This window comes from Flavobacterium potami (assembly GCF_020026915.1).
GTDB classification, from domain to species: Bacteria; Bacteroidota; Bacteroidia; order Flavobacteriales; family Flavobacteriaceae; genus Flavobacterium; species Flavobacterium potami.
In genome coordinates this window covers 149851-169234 of sequence record NZ_JAINUY010000004.1, presented here as the reverse complement: position 1 = coordinate 169234, position 19384 = coordinate 149851, and the positions used below count along the sequence as shown (strand labels likewise).

The following is a 19384-nucleotide window of genomic DNA, read 5'->3' as shown; positions in this document are numbered from 1 at the left end:
CTACCTTTGCACCTTTCAAAAAAATAATTTCTCACTTAAAACTGTTTATAGCATGCAACTGTACAACACTTTGAGCGCAGAAGAAAGAGCCATCATGATCGATGATGCAGGTAAACAACGACTAACGTTGTCTTTCTATGCGTATGCCAAAATTCAAGATCCACAAAAATTTCGTAATGATTTATTCGTAGCCTGGAATGCCCTTGATGCATTAGGTCGAATTTATGTTGCCAACGAAGGAATAAATGCTCAAATGAGTGTTCCTGCCGAAAATTTTGAAGCTTTTAGAGAAACACTTGAGGCTTACGATTTCATGAAAGGCATCCGATTGAATGTTGCTGTAGAACAAGACGATCATTCCTTTTTAAAATTAACAATCAAAGTGCGTCACAAAATCGTTGCCGACGGATTAAACGACGATACTTTTGATGTTACTAATGTAGGTATTCACTTGAAAGCCAAAGAATTCAATGAAATCCTTGATGATCCAAACACAATTGTAGTAGATTTTAGAAATCACTACGAAAGTGAAGTTGGGCATTTTAAAGGAGCCATTACTCCAGATGTTGAGACTTTCAGAGAAAGTTTGCCAATCATCAATGAACAGCTTAAGGATCATAAAGACGATAAAAATCTGGTAATGTATTGTACTGGAGGTATTCGTTGCGAAAAAGCAAGTGCTTATTTCAAACACCAAGGTTTCAAAAACGTATATCAATTAGAGGGTGGAATCATCAACTATGCGAAACAATTGAAAGAAGAAGGTTTGGAAAGCAAATTCATTGGGAAAAACTTCGTGTTTGATAATCGTCTTGGCGAAAGAATTACAGATGATATTATTTCGCAATGCCACCAATGCGGAAAACCTTGTGATAACCACACGAACTGCGAAAACGATGGTTGCCATTTATTATTCATTCAATGTGATGAATGTAAAGCTGCAATGGAAAACTGTTGTTCTACAGAATGTCTGGAAATTATTCACATGCCTTTGGTTGACCAAGTTCGTTTAAGAACTGGAAAACAAGTTGGAAACAAAGTGTTCAGAAAAGGAAAATCTGAAAACTTGAAATTCAAACATTCAGGAGAATTGCCAGAAACGGCTTTGGCAACTGCACAAAAGCCAGCTGATATCCGTCAGAAAATAAAAGTAAAAAAAGTACTTCTTGGAAAAGCGGAACATTACTACGTTAAAGCACAAGTGGCACAATTTATTATAGAAAATCACGAATTAAACGTTGGTGATAAAATCCTTATTTCTGGTCCGACTACAGGTGACCAAGAAATTGTTTTAGATAAATTTATCGTTGATGGTGCAGAAACTCAATCTGCTAAAATTGGTGATAAGGTTACTTTTGAAGTTCCTTTCCGTATTCGTTTGTCAGATAAATTGTATAAAATTGTAAATTAGCGGTTTTTAAACCCTAATTTACAATGTCGCATTCTTTTGCCAAATTATGGATTCATGCCATTTGGGCAACCAAAAATCGTACGGAATTAATTGATTATTCAATTGAGAAAAAGGTATACAATTATATTCACGATGAATTAATTGAATTGGGTTGTCCGGTTAGAATCATCAATGGAATGCCCGACCATATACATGTTTTGTTTTTATTGAATCCGCAAAAATCTACTGCTGATGTTATTCGTCAAGCGAAAGGAGGTTCTTCTCATTGCATAAATGGGGAAAGTCTAATTCCTGGAAAATTCGCATGGCAAAATGGTTACGCGGCTTTTGCAGTAAGCGAATCTCAGCTTGATGTTGTTTATAATTATATAAAAAATCAAAAACAGCATCATCTCAAAAAGAATGGACAACAGGAATTTGATGAATTTGTCAAATTGCATGGGTTTGAGAATTCAAACAATCTGTAAACAAAAAATTACCATAATCTATAAAAAAACGTAGCCCACGGTTTCAACCGTGGGTACACAATGTAAATCCTCAACGTTACGTAATAATACGTTTCCCACGGTTGAAACCGTGGGCTATATTTGATAAAGATTGCGCAACGATGATGGACATGGCCAATGGTTTAGCATTGACACATGGAATGTGATAAAAAGATAAAGAAACAACCTGAAAAACATAGCCCACGGTTTCAACCGTGGGTACACAATGCAAATCCTTAACGTTACGTAACAATACGTTTCCCACGGTTGAAACCGTGGGCTATGTTTGAAAATATTTATGAAATACCTTCGTGATAGGATTCTCAACGCAATGTTCCCATTACAAATAATTTTAAAAAATACAGACTATGATATAAATCATAGAAATCTAATTTATCCCACATTATTTTTGTCAATTGTTAGGTGGCTAAATTCGAAAAATAAGTCATCGGAATAATAAAATCAAAAATGACAATTAACAATACAATCGAACTCATGGCTCCGGCAGGAAACTTTGAGTCGCTTCAGGCTGCCTTAGACAATGGCTGTGATTCTGTATATTTTGGTGTTGAACAACTCAACATGCGAGCAAGATCTACGGTCAATTTTACTATCGAAGATCTAAAAGAAATCGCCAATCGCTGTGAAGTGAAAAACGTTCGAAGCTATTTGACTTTAAATACAATTATTTACGATCATGATTTATCGGTTGTAAAAACACTATTGAATAAAGCTAAAGAAGCCAATATCACAGCTGTAATTGCATCAGATCAAGCTGTAATTGCAATGGCAAGATCGATTGGAATGGAAGTTCATATTTCGACCCAATTGAATGTTACTAATATCGAAACCATTAAATTCTACAGTTTGTTTGCAGATACAATGGTTTTAAGCCGTGAATTGAGTTTACGTCAAGTAAAGAAAATCACAGAACAAATTGAAAAAGAACAAATCAAAGGTCCGAACGGGAATTTAGTCGAAATCGAAATCTTTGGTCACGGCGCTTTATGTATGGCAGTTTCAGGAAAATGTTATTTGAGTTTGCATTCGCACAATTCATCTGCAAATCGCGGTGCTTGCAAACAAAACTGCCGAAAAAAATATACTGTTATCGATCAAGAGACTGGTTTCGAAATCGAATTGGACAACGAATACATGATGTCGCCTAAAGATTTATGTACCATCGATTTTTTAGATCAGGTAATCGATTCTGGAATTCAGGTTTTAAAAATCGAAGGCCGCGGACGTGCACCGGAATATGTAGCCACGGTTATCAAAACGTACCGTGAAGCAATCGATGCCTATTACGAAGGCACTTTCTCAAAAGAGAAAACGGCAGTTTGGATGGAAGCTTTAAATACCGTTTACAATCGTGGTTTTTGGTCTGGATATTATTTGGGACAAGAATTAGGAGAGTGGAGCGAAATTCCTGGATCTGCTGCAACACAGAAAAAGGTTTATGTGGGGAAAGGAACACATTATTTCCCAAAAGCAGCAATTGGACAATTTAAAATTGAAGCTTACGATATCAAAGTCGGAGATAGAATTTTGGTAACCGGACCAAGTACAGGTGCTCAGGAAATGATTATTGAGGAAATGTATGTAAATGACCTAACAGCAGAAAAAGCAACAAAAGGAGACGATTGTACTTTCAAATTGCCATTCAGAATCCGAATGTCCGACAAATTATATAAAATCGTTGAATCGTAATGGTAATTATTACTTTACAAAGAGCTAAATGCATTGGCTGTAATTACTGTGTCGAAATGGATCCGATTCATTTTCAAATGTCTAAAAAAGATGGAAAATCAGTATTAGTCCATTCGCAGAACGCAAAAGGATTTTTTACCTTAAAATCGCCAAATCATACTATTGTAGAAAGCTGTGAATTGGCTGCAAAAGCTTGTCCGGTTAAAATTATTACGGTTAAAGAAACTTAGAAAAAACAAGAAACCCTATTTCATTACGAAATAGGGTTTCTTGTTTTTAAAATTCCAAATTCGTTAAATTCCAAATTTAGCATCAATATTATGTTTTTCTGCATAGGCTTTTCCAACAGCCATTAATTTGTTGAATTTGGCATCAACTTCAGTTTGAGTTGAAGCATCAAAATCGGCTATTGCTTGTTGTATTTGTTCAGGAGAAGCTTTTTCATCCTTCATTTTAGCAATTGGCAAATAACCTTCTTTTTGTTTAGCAATTACATAAGAAAACAAGTCTTTTGATGCCTGTAGCATCTCTTTATTGTCATCATCTTCTGGTATTTCAGAAATAGATTTTAACCGAATCTCTAAGTTTGAGATGTCATATTTAAAAGCATCCTGATAAGAAGAAGGAATCATCTTTTTTTGACTTTCATCATAAACCTGAGCTTCAGATTCTAATTTACTGCTGATTTCCTTACCTCCAAATCGAGATAATAGATTCGAATTTAAAACGGCTACATCAAAAGTTTTCTCTGGTGAAAAGTTGTTGCAAGAAGTAAAAGTTAGACTTCCGATGATTGTTATTAAAAATAGAATCGTGGTATTTAAGATTTTTTTCATTTTTTAAATTTGTTTATTTATCCTTTTAAAATTTTACTTTTTTCACTTTCAAATTCTTCCGACGTTAAAATTCCGGCATCCAAAAGTTCTTTCAAATCTAGTAAAGCCTTTTTCTTGGCTTCCATCGAATTTCCTGAATCGGTTTTTGGAGGTTCTTCTTTATGAATTGGAGTTACAACGGTTCCAGAAGGTGCGTATTTCAAAATCAATTCTGTAATTTCATTAAAGCCTTTTACATTCGAATAATCAATTGCTTTTTGTTCTTTCACATTTACAATTGAAGCATCGGCTTTGTTATCCAATAGATATTTCACCACATCTTTTTTTCCGTTTGCTGCGCTGTAATGCAAAGGCGTATTTCCGGATTCGTCTTGAATATTGATGTTTGCACCTGATTCGATAAGCAATTTTACCATACTCAAATTACCTTTTTTGGTTGCCACGTGCAAAAGACTTTCTCCACCATACGTATAAGAATTGTTTAAAGTAAAACTAGCCTCGTTCGAAATATTAGTTGCACTCACAATCCAATCCAGATAATCATTCATTGATGAAGTATCTTGAGCGACAGGTTTGCTGTAATTGACATCAACTCCATTTTCTAAAAACAAAGACACAATTTCCTTTTGATTATTCGCGCAAGCGTACCAGATTGGAGAATATCCATTATTATTTGAAGTAAAGACATCGGCTCCTCTTTCTACCAATAATTTGGCAAGCATTCTGTTGGTTTCATAACACGCAATCAAAAGTGCATTTTCGCCAGAGTGATTCACGTGATTTACATCGGCACCATTATCCAAAAGCAAAGTAACCATTGGAATCGATTTGGTATAACAAGCATACAATAAAGGTGTATTTCCCTGTTTATCGGTTATATTAATATCGGCGCCTTTGTCTAAAAGCAACTGAATAATTTCACGATTTAGTTTTGCTGAAGCCAATAATAACGGAGTTTCTCCATTGTTATTCAATAAGTTAACATCGACTCCGGCTTCAAGCAACTTTGTTGCAATTTCAATTTGAGCCGTCTGAACTACTAGATGCAACAGACTATTTCCGTACTTATCATTTTTAGTTATTTCTGCACCATTTTCTAAAAGAAACAAAGCAGTTTGTTTTTGTTTTTGAAGACAAGAAAAATACAAAGGTGTTTCTCCCTGATGATCTTCGTAGTTGATATCGGCTCCGTCTTCGGTTAAAATTTTTACAATATCCAGATAACCTCTATGTGCAGCATAATGAAGAGCGGTTCTTCCTAGTTCATCGGTATATTTTACGTCTACTTCTTTGTTTTGAAGCAGTAATTCGGCTATTTTTCTGTTGCCGTTTTCACAGGCAACTATAAATGACATTGACATGTTTTCGCTTTTTAGATTTTATTATTTCATTAAAAGTTCAACCGTTTTAATCTTCAGGTTGTCACCAGAGGCAAGCATTAAAGCAGTTTCGTCTTTATCGTTGGTAATTTCTTTATCTGCGCCATTTTCAAGAAGCAATTTTACTTTTCTGTAAGTTTCTTTTGCAGCTTCGGCATCATAATTTACATTGTACGCACAGACTTTGTGTAATAAAGTGTTTCCTAGATTATCTTGTTCATTAATATCGATAGAACCATTTTCTAATACCGATTTTAGAATACCCGATTTTTTCTCTGAAATATAATCTATACCTGATTTAGGATTTCCGTAATATTCAGCGCAGTGGTTTAAATCAGCTCCATCTGAGAGAAATCTTTGTAATGAATTCAAATCGTATTCAGAATCAGACATCATTCTAATAAACTCTGTAAGTAAAGTTTTTCCGTTTTTATTGATACTATTAAAATTGGCTGCTGATGATTCTGCTAAAAGTTCGTACATCGGAAAAGAAAACTGTTCAGCTGCAGCGTAATAAAAAGCACTGTTTTCTTGATTATCAGTTTCATTCGGATCGGCTCCATTTTCTAATAAAAATGACAAAACGTCTTTTCGATTTCTTTTAACAGCACAAATTAGCGGAGTAGTCCCAACAATATTTTTCTCGTTAATGTCAACACCATTGTTGATCAAAATGCTGCTATATTCTTTTACTTTTTCTGCATCAAGCCCATAAGTGTTTAGAATAGTATAAATAAAATTTTCTCCTGCATTGTTCTTATACTGAGTGTTAGCTCCAAAATCTTCAACTAAAACTTGAACTATTTTTGGAGACATTCCTTTTTCTAGGAAATAACCAAGTAACGTTTTATCGCTGATTTCGTCATTGATGTTGTCCATTTTCGACATCAATTCTTTGAAAAAAGCAACCGATTCTTCGTCATCTTTTAAATACAGCGTCAAGGGTCTAAAAATCGATTGGTCAAAATTGTCCAGTTCATAAATATCAGTTTCAATAAAACCCGCTTTTATCAGTTTTTCGATAAAATCAAGCTCTTTTGCTTCGATAATTTTGGAAGCTATCTGCGAAAAGTTGTTTTTAAGATATTGTTCATTAAATTTTTCTCCGTTATTTAGGCATTCTCTGGCCTCGTCAAATTTTCCCTGAAAAAGGAAATTTTCAATCTGGTTTGTCTGCATTTGAAATATATTTAAAAATGAAAGTTTAAGTTTCGAAATCAGTTTTGTCTGCGAATATTGATTTTGCAAACGTTGCTGTAAGATAAAACATAAAAATCGGAAATATATTTCAGGATAAAAAGTAAAAACGACTATTTACAGTCTGAAAGTGACCGAATGCCCGATTTTGGTTAAAAATTTTTTCAAAGTGAAGGAAAATGGAGAAAAATTATTGAAAAAAACGGAAGTATGTTTTATTTAACAAACCATTAGTTTTAATCGATAAAAAGCCAAATAAAAAAAATACTATCTTTACCGATCGAACGTTTATGAACTTAAGCTGCATTTTGGCAGCACTACATATATAATTATGGCATGTACAAGTTGTTCAACCTCAGATGGTGGCGCACCAAAAGGTTGTAAAAATAATGGGACTTGCGGCACCGATAGCTGCAATAAATTGACGGTTTTTGACTGGCTTTCAAACATGAGTCCGTCTAATGGAGAGGCGATTTTTGACTGTGTTGAGGTACGTTTTAAAAATGGCCGTAAAGAATTTTTTAGAAATTCGGAGAAATTAACTTTAAGTATGGGCGATATTGTAGCAACTGTTGCTTCGCCAGGACATGATATTGGAATTGTGACTCTTACAGGAGAATTGGTAAAGATTCAAATGAAGAAAAAAGGAGTAAATTACGAAAGTAATGAGGTTCCAAAAATTTACAGAAAAGCATCTCAAAAAGATATTGATATTTGGTCTGTAGCACGAGATCGTGAAGAACCAATGAAAGTTCGTGCACGTGAATTGGCGATTCAGCACAAATTGGAAATGAAAATTTCTGATATTGAATTTCAGGGCGACGGATCAAAAGCGACGTTTTACTACACCGCAAATGATCGTGTCGATTTTAGAATGCTGATTAAAGATTTTGCTAAAGAATTTAGCACGAGAGTAGAAATGAAACAAGTTGGTTTCCGTCAGGAAGCAGCTCGTTTAGGTGGAGTTGGTTCTTGCGGACGTGAACTTTGCTGTTCGACTTGGCTAACTGATTTTAGAAGTGTAAATACTTCTGCAGCACGTTATCAGCAATTATCATTGAATCCGCAGAAATTAGCGGGACAATGCGGAAAATTAAAATGCTGTTTAAACTATGAGTTAGACACCTACATGGATGCATTAAAGGATTTTCCTGATTACGATACCAAACTTATCACAGAAAAAGGAGATGCTGTTTGCCAAAAACAAGATATTTTTAAAGGTTTAATGTGGTTTGCTTACACGAACAATTTCGCAAACTGGCACGTTTTAAAAATCGATCAGGTAAAAGAAATTATTGCAGAAAATAAACAAAAAAATAAAGTTTCTTCTTTAGAAGATTTTGCGGTTGAGGTAGTTGCAGAACCAGAAAAAGACTTCAACAACGCGATGGGACAAGAAAGTTTGACTCGTTTCGATCAGCCAAAAAGAAAGAAAAAACCAAATCGCAAACGCAAAAATGCTGAACCTGCTGGTGTGGCAACGCCGCAGAAACCACAACAAGAAAAAAACACGAACAATAATCCAAAACCTGCAGGAAATAACAAACCTTCTGGAAATGGAAATCCGAATCAGCAGAACAAACAGAATAATTCAAATAAGCAAAATCATAAGAATAAGCCGAATCCGAATAGACAAAACAATTCGAACAAGCAAAATTCTAATGAAAACAAATCTGCTGAACCTAGAAAACCAATAATTACTAAAAATGAGAATAAAAAATAGCGGAATTCTTCTCTTGGCAGCAATACTTCTTTTTTCTTGCGATAAAAAAAGAGTATTTGACGAGTATAAGTCTGTTGGAAGTGCTTGGCATAAAGACAGTATTATAAGCTTTGATCTGCCGGCTTTAGATTCTACAAAAAAGTACAATTTATTTGTAAACGTTAGAGACAACAACAATTATCCTTTTAATAATTTGTTTTTAATTGTTGCTATTGAAACGCCAAGCGGATTTACAAAAGTGGATACTTTAGAATACCAAATGGCTGCTCCAGACGGAACTTTGCTAGGAAACGGATTTACTGATATTAAAGAAAGTAAATTGTTTTACAAAGAAGATGTGAAATTTAAGGGAACTTATAAAGTACACATCAAACAAGCGGTAAGACAATCAGGAAAAATACCTGGTGTTGAAGCTTTAGAAGGAATTACAGACGTTGGTTTTAGAATAGAACAAAAAGATTAGATAAATAGTTATGGCTGCTAAAAAAAACAATCAATCAAACAAGGATATTAATTATTACAAAAAGAAATTCTGGCGGGTTTTTGCCTACACATTGCTGGGGATTTTAGCCTTCTTTTTGTTTGCTTCATGGGGATTATTTGGTTCTATGCCTTCATTTGAAGATTTAGAAAATCCAGATTCAAACCTTGCAACAGAAATTATTTCTGCTGATGGAGTAGTAATTGGTAAATATTTCAAAACCAACAGATCACAACTTAAATATTCTGATTTACCTAAAAATCTGGTAGATGCTTTGGTTGCAACTGAAGATGCTCGTTTTTACGAACATTCAGGAATTGATGGTCGTGGTACTTTGCGTGCCGCTTTTTCTTTGGGAACAAATGGAGGAGCTAGTACATTAACACAACAATTAGCAAAACAGTTATTTCACCGTGGTGGATCTAGCTTTTTGCCTTTTAGGATAGTACAAAAAATAAAAGAGTGGATTATTGCTATTCGTCTAGAAAGACAATATACTAAGAATGAAATTCTGGCAATGTACTGCAACGTTTATGATTTCGGAAATTATGCGGTTGGGGTAAGTTCAGCAGCTCAAACTTATTTTTCTAAAGATCCTAAAGACTTAACAATTGACGAATCGGCAATTTTAGTGGGAATGTTTAATAATTCCTCTCTTTACAATCCGTTACGTAATCCAGTTGGAGTAAAAAACCGTCGTGATGTTGTATTAGGACAAATGGTTAAAGCCAAAATGATTACTGAGGCTCAAAAAGAAAAATACAAAGCATTACCAATTGCTTTGAAATTTAAATTAGAAAGCCACCGTGAAGGTATGGCAACCTATTTTAGAGAGTATCTTCGTGATTACATGAAAAAATGGATGGCAGAAAATAAAAAACCTGATGGTTCTGATTATGATATTTATAAAGATGGTTTAAAAATCTATACCACTATCGATTCTAGAATGCAGGCTTATGCAGAGGAAGCAGTTTCTGAGCACATGAAAAACTTACAGCAGCAGTTTTTTATTGAAATGAAAACCAATAAAAACGCACCATTCGTAAACATTACGCAAGCTGAAACGGAGAGAATCATGATGCAGGCAATGAAAAATTCTGTTCGCTGGGCTCAAATGAAAGAGATGGACAAAAGCGAAGATGATATTATCGCTTCATTCAAAGTAAAAACAAAAATGCGCGTTTTTACTTGGAAAGGAGAACGCGACACAACAATGACACCACTTGATTCTATTCGTTACTACAAACACTTTTTACAATCAGGTTTAATGTCTATGGAACCTCAGACTGGAGCAATTAAAGCTTGGGTTGGAGGAATCAACTACAAATATTTCCAATACGATCACGTAGGGCAGGGAGCAAGACAAGTAGGTTCTACTTTCAAACCTTTCGTTTACGCAACAGCTATCGAAGAATTGAATATGTCTCCTTGTGACTCTATTTTAGATGGACCGTTTATGATTCATAAAGGACGTCACCACGTAACAGAAGATTGGGAACCAAGAAACTCTGACAACAGATACCGCGGAATGGTAACTTTAAAACAAGCTCTAGCCGCTTCGATTAATACCGTTTCTGCTAAATTAATTGATAGAACAGGTCCAGAAGCAGTTGTAGACTTGACTAGAAAATTAGGAGTTAAAACAGAAATTCCTGTACAACCATCAATTGCATTAGGTGCGGTAGATATTACAGTTGAAGACATGGTTGCAGCTTATAGTACATTTGCTAACCAAGGAGTTTATGTTAAACCACAGTTTTTAAGCCGAATTGAGAACAAAAGTGGCGAAGTTATTTATGAGCCAATTCCAGAATCTCACGACGTTTTAAATAAAGATATCGCTTTTGCCGTAATTAAATTGCTTCAAGGAGTTACAGAAACTGGTTCTGGAGCACGTTTACGTACGCAAGGCGGAGGAAGTGGAGATAATCGTTGGACAGGATATCCATATATGTTTAAAAATCCAATTGCTGGTAAAACAGGAACAACGCAAAATCAATCAGATGGTTGGTTTATGGGAATGGTTCCGAACTTAGTAACAGGAGTTTGGGTTGGATGTGAAGATCGTTCAGCTCGTTTCAAAAGTTTAACTTACGGACAAGGAGCAACAGCGGCACTTCCAATTTGGGGTTATTTTATGAAAAAATGTTATGCTGATCAAAGTCTTCAGGTTTCTAAATCTGAGTTTGAGCGTCCAGCAAACCTTTCTATTAAAGTAGACTGTTACGTTAGACCAACAATTGTAAAAGATACTACGCAAACAGAACAAAATACAGATGAGTTTGAATTGTAACAATGTTGCAATAAATTATATCTAATTATATTTCAATCCCTTTACAACTCTTTTCAAAAGATTCGTAAAGGGATTTTTATTTGGGTTTTATTTTTACGAAATCGTTATAATTTAATCTAAAAATCTTATTTTTATCAAAAATATACAGTAATAAAGATAGTTTGTTATGATAACAAAAAAAGTAAATAACGTTCAGGAAGCTATTAACGGAATCGAAAGCGGCATGACGATCATGTTTGGAGGTTTTGGATTATGCGGTATTCCAGAAAATACAATTGCGGCTTTGGTAAACACTTCAATTTCAGATTTGACTTGTATTTCAAACAATGCAGGAGTTGATGATTTTGGTTTGGGATTGTTGCTCCAGAAAAAGCAAATCAAAAAAATGATTTCTTCTTATGTGGGAGAAAACGCGGAATTCGAACGTCAAATGCTTTCAGGAGAATTAGAAGTTGAATTGACTCCTCAAGGAACTCTAGCAGAACGTTGCCGGGCCGCACAAGCAGGTATTCCAGCTTTCTTTACACCTGCAGGTTATGGAACCGAAGTTGCAGAAGGAAAAGAAGCTCGTGAATTCAACGGCAAAATGCACATTATGGAAGAAGCTTTTAAAGCTGACTTTGCAATTGTAAAGGCTTGGAAAGGCGATGAAGCAGGAAATCTGATTTTTAAAGGAACTGCAAGAAACTTCAACGCTTGTATGGCTGGTGCTGGAAAAATCACAATTGCAGAAGTGGAAGAGTTGGTTCCTGTTGGAACTTTAGATCCAAATCAAATTCATATTCCTGGAATTATGGTACAGCGTATCTTTCAAGGAGAAAAATTCGAGAAAAGAATCGAGCAACGAACAGTGAGAGCTAGAAATTAGACAATTAGAAAATGAGGCAATTAGATAATTATCTTAGATTGCGAAAAATTATCAAATTATCTAATTGCCTCATTTTCTAATTATCAAATTGACTAATTAACACATTGCCCCCAATTGACACATTAAAAAATATGACAAGATTTAGTATAGTTCTTTTTTCGTTCTTATCGTTTCAAGCTTTTTCTCAAAGTACAATTGAACTTCGAAATCAATTGAAACAAATCATTTCGAGTAAAAGCGTTACTGTGGGTGTTTCTGTAAAAGGTGTTGAAAATAAGGATACTTTGAGTATTAATGGAAATTTGAAAATGCCAATGATGAGCGTGTTTAAATTTCATATTGCTTTGGCAGTTTTGCATAAAGTTGACGAAGGAAAATTCAATCTTTCACAAGAAATCTTTATAAAAAAGAAAGATTTGAAGGAAGATACATGGAGTCCTATGAAAGAAGAATATCCAGAAGGAAATATAAGTTTGACTTTGGATAAAATACTTCGTTACACGGTTTCACATAGTGACAATAATGGTTGCGACATTTTGATCAATTTAGTTGGCGGTACAAAGTACATTCAGAAGTTTATAAATGATCAGGGAATCAAGGATTTCGTTATTAAAATGAACGAAGATCAAATGAGGACTTGGAAAAATCTTTATGTCAATACCACAACTCCGCTGGCAACCACAGAATTGCTGGAGAAGTTTTTTAAAGGTGAAGTTTTAAAAGAAGATACAACAAAGTATTTGTATCAAATAATGGTTGAAACCTCAAGAGGTCTTACTTGGATGAAAGCCGGACTTCCTGAAAACACTGAATTAGCACACAGAACTGGAATTTCTGGAACTAATGATGCTAATTTGAGAGTAGCAATGAACGACATTGGAATTGTAAAGCTTCCAAACGGAAAACATTTCATTCTGTCGGTTTATTTGAAAGATATCACAGAGAAAAGAGAAGATACAGAAAAGATAATTGCAGATATAACAAAAGCAGTCTGGAGTTATTTTAATAATTGAGATAATTAGAAAATGTGGCAATTAGATAATTACTTGACAATGCGAAAAGAATTCTCTAATTGGCAAATTCACAAATTGATACATTGAAAATAATACAGATAATTAGACAATTTGGCAATTGGATAATTTCTTCAGATTGTGAAAAGAATTCTCTAATTAGCAAATTCACAAATTGACACATTGAAATAATACAGATAATTAGACAATTCTTTCAGATTGCGAAAGCATTATCTAATTATCAAATTGACTAATTGACACATTAAAAAGACACATTAAAAAATTATGGCACTTAGTAAAGAAGATATAGCAAAGCGAATTGCAAAAGAGGTAAAGGACCGTTATTTCGTAAATCTAGGAATTGGAATTCCGACGTTGGTTGCGAATTATGTTCGAGAAGATATAGCAGTTGAATTCCAAAGTGAAAATGGGGTTCTTGGTATGGGACCTTTTCCTTTTGAAGGAGAAGAAGATGCCGATATTATTAACGCAGGAAAGCAAACCATTACAACGCTTCCAGGTGCCAGCTTCTTCGATTCGGCTTTCAGTTTCGGAATGATCCGCAGCCAAAAAGTAGATTTGACTATTTTGGGAGCAATGGAAGTTTCTGAAAATGGAGATATAGCCAACTGGAAAATTCCGGGCAAAATGGTAAAAGGAATGGGAGGCGCAATGGATTTGGTGGCTTCTGCCGAAAATATCATTGTAGCGATGATGCACGTGAACAAAGCAGGCGAGTCAAAAATTTTAAAAAGATGCACTTTACCATTAACAGGCGTAGGATGCGTTAAAAAGGTTGTAACTGAGCTTGCAGTTCTCGAAGTAACAGAAAAAGGTTTTAAGCTCTTAGAACGAGCGCCAGGTGTCTCAGTCGAGCACATCATCGCTTCAACCGAAGCTGATTTGATAATTGAAGGCGAAATTCCTGAGATGGTGATTTAATTCTAAGAATTCTAAGATGCTGAGATACTAAGTTGCTAAGAGTGCAAGTTGTAAGTAGATTTTATAAAAAAAGAAAAAAACCGCTAAAAGCGGTTTTTTTAAGTCTTAGTAACTTAGTATCTCAGCATCTCAGCAACTTTTAAAAACTACAAGTTGAAAGAAGCTCCTAAACTAAAAGTAGCCTGATTATTCAAATGATAAAATGGATCATTGTTTGAACCGTATTTTGCAATTGGAAAACCGATTTCTGTGAAAACTCCGAATCCGTCAGTGAAGAAATAACGACCACCAACGTGGGCACCAAAATTATGTAAACCTAAACTTAATCCAGGGTAGACATCTAATTGCTCCACGCCAATTACGCTAGATAAGTTCGCGTTAATTCTTGCTTTTGCATCAAAACGGTCACCAAAATCTGGTTTTGCTTCAGTATAAGAGGTTGTATTTCCATTATAAAAGCCGGAAAATTATCCACTCCAAGTAGGTAATTAGCAACAAAACCAAATGAGAAATTTTCTCCTAAACCAAAATCTATAGATCCCTGAATTCCAGAACCACCATCTTGAAGATTTGCCCCAACATTTACTCTTGTATCACCTTTTCCAGTAAAGGCGCTTTGTGCATTAATAAATCCGAATGATACTAAAAACAAGAGTGTAAAAACTTTTTTCATAAACTTTAAATATTAATTATTTTGCTTAGGCAAAAATAAATTTTATATCAATTAATTCCTACCTTTTTCGTTAAAATACAATTCGTTTAACGGTTCGCTTTGCCAGTATTCCTTGGTGTCAACGTTCAAAATAGTCAATGGACCTCTAAAGGCAGCACCTGTATCGACATTCCAAACACATGCTTTATTCACAGGAACAGTTTTCCCAATTCTGGTAACAGGCGTATGACCGATGTAAACTTCTTTATAAACGGTAAATCTTTTCGGATAGTGTACATCGTCTTCCTTTAATTTTGGGTCTAAAGCAAGTGCAGACTCCCAAAGTGTTCTGTCCCAATAAAATAGTTTCGGAAAATACTCCCATTTTACACCATTTAAATTGGTAAAACCGGCATGAACAAACAGACGATTTTGATCATCAAGATAATAATCCTGAAGATTTTCCAGAAATTCGATATGGGTTTTCTTTTTTTCAGGAGAAATTTTGGCATATCCTTCAACAGTAGCTTTTCCGCCATGTTTGTACCACATTTCCTCGTCAAAATCATCATTTCTTTCTTCGAGCCAATCCAAAGCCAGCTGATCATGATTCCCTCTTATGCAGATGCAGTTTTGTCTGCTTTTCAAATCGATCAAATAGTCGATCACTTCAACAGACTGACTCCAGCCGTCAACGTAATCGCCCAAAAAAATTAGAGTATCTTCTGTGGTAACTTCGGCTCTTTCCAACACTTGTTGCAGTGCAAGTAATCCGCCGTGAATGTCACCTATAACAAATGTTCTCATTATTTAATTTTTCGAGTAGAAGAACAAAAATAAAAAGAATTATTGGTTTGAACCCACCTAATTTATATTCTTTAAAAATTGATACTATTTATAACTATTTGAAGCGCTTTTTTATTGCTTTCCGCTGTAAATTTGTAGCATGTCTGAAATGCCCACATATCGCAAAATTATTCATATTGACATGGATGCTTTTTATGCGTCGGTAGAACAAATGGACAATCCTGAACTTCGTGGTAAACCTGTTGCAGTTGGTGGTTCAGAAAATAGAGGAGTGGTTTCGGCAGCAAGTTATGAGGCAAGAAAGTTCGGAGTTCGAAGCGCCATCAGTGGGGTTTTGGCAAAAAAATATTGTCCAGATATTATTTTTGTTCGTCCAAGATTTGATCGTTACAAAGAAATTTCAGCCAAAATTCATAAAATCTTTAATGAATATACCGATTTGGTTGAGCCTCTTTCGCTTGACGAAGCCTATTTAGATGTTACCAAAAATAAAAAAGGAAGTCCGAGCGCAAGTTTATTGGCAGAGGAAATTAGAGCAAGAATTTTTAATGAAGTAGGTTTAACGGCTTCTGCGGGAATTTCAATCAATAAATTCGTTGCCAAAATTGCCAGCGATTACAACAAACCAAACGGACAGAAAACGGTAAATCCTGATGAAGTGGAAGATTTTCTGGAAGCTTTGCCAATTCGGAAATTTTATGGTGTCGGGAAAGTTACCACCGAAAAAATGTATCAACTGGGCATTTTTACAGGAACAGATTTAAAAAGCAAATCATTAGAGTTTCTAGAAAAGCATTTCGGGAAATCTGGAGTTTTCTATTATCATGTGGTTCGTGGCATTCATAATAGTGAAGTAAAATCGTCGAGAATTACAAAATCGGTTGCGGCTGAACATACTTTTGATGTGAATTTATCTTCAGAAATTTTTATGATGGAACAGCTGGAAAGAATTGCAGCTCAACTCGAAAAACGTTTGGAAAGACATAAGCTTTCAGGAAAGACAATAACTTTAAAAATAAAATATAGTGATTTTTCGCAACAGACAAGAAGTAAAACGCTTCCCTATTTTATTTCAGATAAAAGTTTGATTATGGAAAATATTAAAGAATTATTATATCAAGAAAAAATGAAAGATTCGGTTAGATTGCTCGGTATTTCGCTCAGCAATTTGAATAATGAAGTTAAAAAAGCAGTGGTAGTACAGTTAAAGTTTACATTTTGATAATGTGTTGGACTTAAAATAGGAGGATCTATTTTTAATAACAAGATTTTTCCTCTATCTTTGAGTAAAGATTTGTTGATTATCTAAAAAGTTTATTATGAAAAATACTAACTCGGACGATTTTTTACAACGAAATTCAGTTCCAATTCTCGCATGGGATTTTCATTATGAATATATTAATGAATTGAAAGCACTTGCTATTGATTTAAAAAAACTAAATGAAATTTCAAGCCAATTTACTTGGGATGAACAAAAACTCAATATTAAGGAAAGAATTAAAGAAGAAGTTGTTGTGGTTACTGACCTGGAATTGAAAATAGTTTTCGCGTCAAGCGGAATAAAAAAGATGACTGGTTTTAAAGAAGAAGAAATTCTAGGCAAAACACCAAAAATGTTTCAAGGGCCAGCTACTTCACAAAGAGATTTGAAAGAAATTAGGGAAGCTCTAAAAAAGAAAGTTCCTTTTGTAAAAACAATTGAAAACTATAGAAAAAACGGAAAAACGTATAAATGTAAAATAGATGCTTCTCCTGTTTATAACCTAAAAGGCGAAATATCGCACTTTATGGCTTTCGAAAAAGAGGATTTAAGTGCTTAGCTTTTGTTTAACCGCAAAGAACGCAAGGTTTGACGCAAGGCACGCTACCATAAAAAAAGAAAAACCGTCCAAATAGGACGGTTTTTTTCTTTGCGAACTTTGCGTAAATCCTTGCGTTCTTTGCGGTTAAGAAAAACTACAAATTAGCGAAGAAATCATTTCCTTTATCATCTGTAATAATAAAAGCAGGGAAATCTTTAACAGTGATTTTACGAACCGCTTCCATTCCTAACTCTTCAAAATCAACAACTTCAACCTTTAGAATGTTATCCTGAGCTAAAATTGCAGCAGGACCTCCAATAGAACCTAAGTAGAATCCGCCGTATTTGTTGCAGGCATCAGTAACTTGTTTGGTACGGTTTCCTTTAGCCAACATAATCATACTTCCGCCATTTTTCTGGAATTCGTCTACATAAACGTCCATACGACCCGCTGTTGTTGGTCCGAAACTTCCTGAAGCCATTCCGTCTGGGGTTTTTGCTGGTCCAGCGTAGTAAACAGGGTGATTTTTAAAATAATCCGGCATTGGTTTTCCGGCGTCTAATAATTCTTTGATTTTTGCGTGAGCAATATCTCTTGCAACAATTACAGTTCCGTTTAATTTTAGGCGGGTTTTAACTGGATATTGAGACAATTTTGCTAAAATATCTGCCATAGGCTGATCTAAATCAATTTCGACAGGAGCTTCTAAATGCGGTGCTGTTTCTGGTAAGAACTGTTTAGGATTTACCTCTAACTGCTCCACAAAAATTCCGTCTTTTGTAATTTTTCCTTTAATGTTTCTGTCCGCAGAACAAGAAACACCCAATCCAACTGGACAAGAAGCCGCGTGACGAGGCAAACGGATTACACGAACGTCGTGCGTGAAATATTTTCCTCCAAACTGTGCTCCAATCGCACTTTCTTGGCAGATTTTCTGAACTCTTTCTTCCCATTCAAAATCACGAAAAGCCTGGCCAGACATGTTTCCTGAAGTTGGAAGATGATCGTAATATCCTGCAGATGCTTTTTTAACAGCGCTTAAGTTCGCTTCCGCAGAAGTTCCACCAATTACCAAAGCTAAGTGGTATGGAGGACAAGCAGAAGTTCCTAAATCTTTGATTTTAGTACGAATGAACTCGTCTAAAGATTTTTCATTCAACAACGATTTTGTCTGTTGGTATAAGTATGTTTTGTTTGCAGATCCTCCGCCTTTTGCCATGAACAAAAATTCGTAAGAAGCTCCTTTTTTAGCATAAATATCGATTTGTGCCGGAAGATTTGATCCTGAATTCTTTTCTTCAAACATCGAAATCGGAACAATCTGCGAATAACGTAAATTTCTTTTTTGATAAGTATTAAAAATTCCACGGCTTAACCATTCTGCATCATCAACACCTGTGAAGATACTTTCACCTTTTTTAGCCATTACAATTGCTGTTCCTGTGTCTTGGCAACTTGGCAACTGACCTTCAGCAGCTACAGAAGCATTTTGAAGTAAATTGTAAGCTACGAAACGATCATTGTCTGTTGCTTCAGGATCATCAAGGATTTTTCTTAATTTTTGTAAATGTGTCGTTCTCAACATAAACGAAACATCAGTCAAAGCTTCTTCAGCCAATAATTCTAAACCTTTTGGATCTACGGTCAAAACTTCACGTTCTCCAAACTGTTCTACTTTCACAAAATCTGAAGTGATTTTGCGGTACTGCGTATCATCCTTTAAGATCGGATAAGGATCTTGGTATATAAAATCAATCATTGCTTTGTTTTTTCACAAAGTTAGAAAGA

The 19384-nt window shown here is 34.9% G+C and carries 17 protein-coding genes and 1 pseudogene; 12 read left to right on the top strand and 6 right to left on the bottom strand.

Annotation, left to right across the window (positions count from 1 at the left end; translation table 11 throughout):
• Positions 1-52 precede the first annotated feature (52 nt).
• The 4 genes from trhO to K6T82_RS12990 all read left to right on the top strand — a co-directional run bounded on the left by trhO (position 53) and on the right by K6T82_RS12990 (position 3836).
• Positions 53-1411: an oxygen-dependent tRNA uridine(34) hydroxylase TrhO gene (trhO, locus tag K6T82_RS13005; protein ID WP_223706338.1), complete on the top strand. Its 1359-nt coding sequence runs from the start codon at positions 53-55 to the stop codon at positions 1409-1411.
• A 23-nt stretch (positions 1412-1434) separates the two neighbouring features.
• Positions 1435-1878 carry an IS200/IS605 family transposase gene (tnpA, locus tag K6T82_RS13000; protein WP_223706336.1) on the top strand — a complete coding sequence of 148 codons (444 nt, stop codon included), beginning with the start codon at positions 1435-1437 and terminating at the stop codon, positions 1876-1878.
• Between the two features lie 486 nt (positions 1879-2364).
• Positions 2365-3606: a peptidase U32 family protein gene (locus K6T82_RS12995; protein ID WP_223706334.1), complete on the top strand. Its 1242-nt coding sequence runs from the start codon at positions 2365-2367 to the stop codon at positions 3604-3606.
• Positions 3606-3836, top strand: coding sequence for a ferredoxin (locus tag K6T82_RS12990; protein WP_223706332.1), 231 nt, complete (start codon positions 3606-3608; stop codon positions 3834-3836). The genes K6T82_RS12995 and K6T82_RS12990 overlap by 1 nt, the downstream gene beginning before the upstream one ends.
• 63 nt (positions 3837-3899) lie before the next feature.
• Here K6T82_RS12990 and K6T82_RS12985 read toward each other — a convergent pair whose 3' ends face one another.
• Genes K6T82_RS12985 through K6T82_RS12975 form a run of 3 tightly spaced genes read right to left on the bottom strand, consistent with a single transcriptional unit; the run spans position 3900 to position 7000 of the window.
• A complete protein-coding gene (locus tag K6T82_RS12985) occupies positions 3900-4442 on the bottom strand; it encodes an ABC transporter permease (protein ID WP_223706330.1) in 543 nt (180 codons plus the stop codon).
• Between the two features lie 17 nt (positions 4443-4459).
• Complete coding sequence (locus tag K6T82_RS12980) at positions 4460-5803, bottom strand: ankyrin repeat domain-containing protein (protein WP_223706328.1); 1344 nt, start codon at positions 5801-5803, stop codon at positions 4460-4462.
• A 21-nt stretch (positions 5804-5824) separates the two neighbouring features.
• Entirely contained in the window at positions 5825-7000 is a 1176-nt protein-coding gene (locus K6T82_RS12975; RefSeq protein ID WP_223706326.1) for an ankyrin repeat domain-containing protein, read from the bottom strand.
• 349 nt (positions 7001-7349) lie between these two features.
• Between K6T82_RS12975 and K6T82_RS12970 the strand changes: the two genes are divergently transcribed.
• From K6T82_RS12970 to K6T82_RS12945, 6 genes are all read left to right on the top strand, one after another.
• Positions 7350-8741 carry a PSP1 domain-containing protein gene (locus tag K6T82_RS12970; protein ID WP_223706324.1) on the top strand — a complete coding sequence of 464 codons (1392 nt, stop codon included), beginning with the start codon at positions 7350-7352 and terminating at the stop codon, positions 8739-8741.
• Positions 8725-9204, top strand: a complete 480-nt coding sequence (locus K6T82_RS12965) for a gliding motility lipoprotein GldH (RefSeq protein WP_223706322.1) — start codon at positions 8725-8727, stop codon at positions 9202-9204. The genes K6T82_RS12970 and K6T82_RS12965 overlap by 17 nt, the downstream gene beginning before the upstream one ends.
• Before the next feature lie 10 nt (positions 9205-9214).
• Positions 9215-11515: a penicillin-binding protein 1A gene (locus tag K6T82_RS12960; RefSeq protein ID WP_223706320.1), complete on the top strand. Its 2301-nt coding sequence runs from the start codon at positions 9215-9217 to the stop codon at positions 11513-11515.
• 166 nt (positions 11516-11681) lie between these two features.
• Positions 11682-12383 (top strand): CoA transferase subunit A, encoded by a 702-nt coding sequence (locus K6T82_RS12955; RefSeq protein WP_223706318.1) that lies wholly within the window; start codon positions 11682-11684, stop codon positions 12381-12383.
• Positions 12384-12514: 131 nt separating this feature from the next.
• Complete coding sequence (gene bla, locus K6T82_RS12950) at positions 12515-13396, top strand: class A beta-lactamase, subclass A2 (protein ID WP_223706316.1); 882 nt, start codon at positions 12515-12517, stop codon at positions 13394-13396.
• Positions 13397-13678: 282 nt separating this feature from the next.
• On the top strand, positions 13679-14335 hold the full coding sequence (locus tag K6T82_RS12945; RefSeq protein ID WP_223706314.1) for a CoA transferase subunit B: 657 nt from the start codon (positions 13679-13681) through the stop codon (positions 14333-14335).
• A gap of 146 nt (positions 14336-14481) precedes the next feature.
• On the opposite strand, the pseudogene K6T82_RS12940 reads toward K6T82_RS12945, so the two are convergent.
• Together K6T82_RS12940 and K6T82_RS12935 are read right to left on the bottom strand one after the other, a co-directional pair.
• Positions 14482-15008, bottom strand: a pseudogene (locus K6T82_RS12940) (DUF6646 family protein).
• Between the two features lie 51 nt (positions 15009-15059).
• Positions 15060-15794 carry a metallophosphoesterase family protein gene (locus tag K6T82_RS12935; protein ID WP_223706312.1) on the bottom strand — a complete coding sequence of 245 codons (735 nt, stop codon included), beginning with the start codon at positions 15792-15794 and terminating at the stop codon, positions 15060-15062.
• Positions 15795-15933: 139 nt separating this feature from the next.
• Between K6T82_RS12935 and dinB the strand changes: the two genes are divergently transcribed.
• Together dinB and K6T82_RS12925 are read left to right on the top strand one after the other, a co-directional pair.
• Complete coding sequence (gene dinB, locus K6T82_RS12930) at positions 15934-17016, top strand: DNA polymerase IV (protein ID WP_223706310.1); 1083 nt, start codon at positions 15934-15936, stop codon at positions 17014-17016.
• Between the two features lie 97 nt (positions 17017-17113).
• A complete protein-coding gene (locus K6T82_RS12925; protein ID WP_223706308.1) occupies positions 17114-17614 on the top strand; it encodes a PAS domain-containing protein in 501 nt (166 codons plus the stop codon).
• Between the two features lie 136 nt (positions 17615-17750).
• Here the strand turns inward: K6T82_RS12925 and K6T82_RS12920 are convergent, their stop codons facing one another.
• A complete protein-coding gene (locus K6T82_RS12920; RefSeq protein ID WP_223706306.1) occupies positions 17751-19355 on the bottom strand; it encodes a fumarate hydratase in 1605 nt (534 codons plus the stop codon).
• Between the last annotated feature and the right edge of the window lie 29 nt (positions 19356-19384).